We start from the raw sequence: 1,235 nt of genomic DNA, 5'->3' as shown, positions 1-1,235 counted from the left end.
GCGCATCGGCCGCTCGCCGGGCGCGGTGGCGAGGACCAGCCGGATGGCCTCCTCGACCTCGCGCTCGCCGCTGACCAGGGCGATGCCGCCGGTGGGTCCGATGCGCATGGGGAACGCCCAGCCGGAGCCGACGAACTGTTCGGCCATCAGTGGGCCACCTGCCTTCTGCTTCCTGTGCCTGGTCCTGTGCCTGTCATGCGGGGAGCGGGTATTTCACGGTGTTGACGAACACGGCGCCGAGGAGGTCGACTTTGATGCCCTTGATGTTCACGTTGGCCACGGCGTTGACCGAGACCATCCCGGTGGCGTTGATCGACGTCATGCCGCTCGACGAGAGGTTCATGGCGCCGCCCATCGCGTTGACGTTGACCGCGCCGCCCAGCGAGGTGAGGCTGACCAGGGCCTTGCCCTTCAGGGTGAGCGGGCCGCCGCTGTCGATCATCACCGAGCGCCGCCCGCGCAGGGTGAGGCTGGTGCCCGCCTCCACCGACACCGAGCGGCTGCCGGTGATGGTGACCGAGCCCTTGCTGTCGACGGTGATCTCGGTCTGGGTGCGGTCGAGGTTGATGATCAGCTTGTCGTTTGCGCAGGCGAAAACCACCCCCCCCGAGAGCCCCCCCCGCCCCCCCCCCGGCTGGGGTCGTTCCTCGACCGGTCGGCCGAGGGCGCCGCGGACGGTCCGCGGACGCCCGCCACGGCCCGCAACGCGCCCGCCACGGCCCCGCACCCGCCCGCTGTCGCCCGGCTGCGCGAGCACGCCGTACGTGCCTGGGGAGCGGCCCGCCTCGGCCGGCTGCGCTCCTGGTGCGCCGAGCTGACGGAACCCGGCGGCGCGGTCCTCGTCCACGGCTTCGCCTCCCTCGGCGCGCTGGTCCCGCCCCTGCGGCGGGGCCCGGTGGCGCTGCTGACCGGCGAGGACCTGGGGGCCGCCCGGCCCGAGCTGGACCTGGGCTGGCTGCTGGGGGACCTGGCCGAACTGGACTGGGCGCTGCCGGTGCCGGCGCACCCGGACGGACCGGAGCTGCCGCGGGTGCTGCTCGACGCCTACGGCGCCGGTGCCGACCGGGAACTGACCGGCCGGGCGGCCGTCGTGCGCGTCGCCGCGCACATGCGGGACTTCGCCGCGTACTGCGGCTGGAGCGACGAACTCGCCGACTACACCGCCTTCATCGCTGACCTGATCGACGAGGAGGGCCGCCGCGCGGTCCTCGGGGGAGCCACACCATGACCACCAC

The 1,235-nt window shown here is 73.6% G+C and carries 2 protein-coding genes and 1 pseudogene; 1 reads left to right on the top strand and 2 read right to left on the bottom strand.

What is annotated here, in order from left to right; all coding sequences use genetic code 11:
* A pseudogene (locus tag ACFW2E_RS47215) lies at positions 1–147 on the bottom strand (baseplate protein); the annotation flags it as partial.
* 46 nt (positions 148–193) lie between these two features.
* A complete protein-coding gene (locus ACFW2E_RS47210; RefSeq protein WP_384478436.1) occupies positions 194–847 on the bottom strand; it encodes a hypothetical protein in 654 nt (217 codons plus the stop codon).
* A gap of 48 nt (positions 848–895) precedes the next feature.
* Here ACFW2E_RS47210 and ACFW2E_RS47205 point away from each other — a divergent pair, with 48 nt between their 5' ends.
* Positions 896–1,228 carry a hypothetical protein gene (locus tag ACFW2E_RS47205; protein ID WP_384478433.1) on the top strand — a complete coding sequence of 111 codons (333 nt, stop codon included), beginning with the start codon at positions 896–898 and terminating at the stop codon, positions 1,226–1,228.
* The last annotated feature ends 7 nt before the right edge of the window (positions 1,229–1,235 follow it).

The sequence above is a fragment of the Streptomyces sp. NPDC058964 genome (assembly GCF_042741275.1).
In the GTDB taxonomy this organism is placed as follows: Bacteria; Actinomycetota; Actinomycetes; order Streptomycetales; family Streptomycetaceae; genus Streptomyces.
This window is presented reverse-complemented; position numbering and strand designations above follow the sequence as displayed.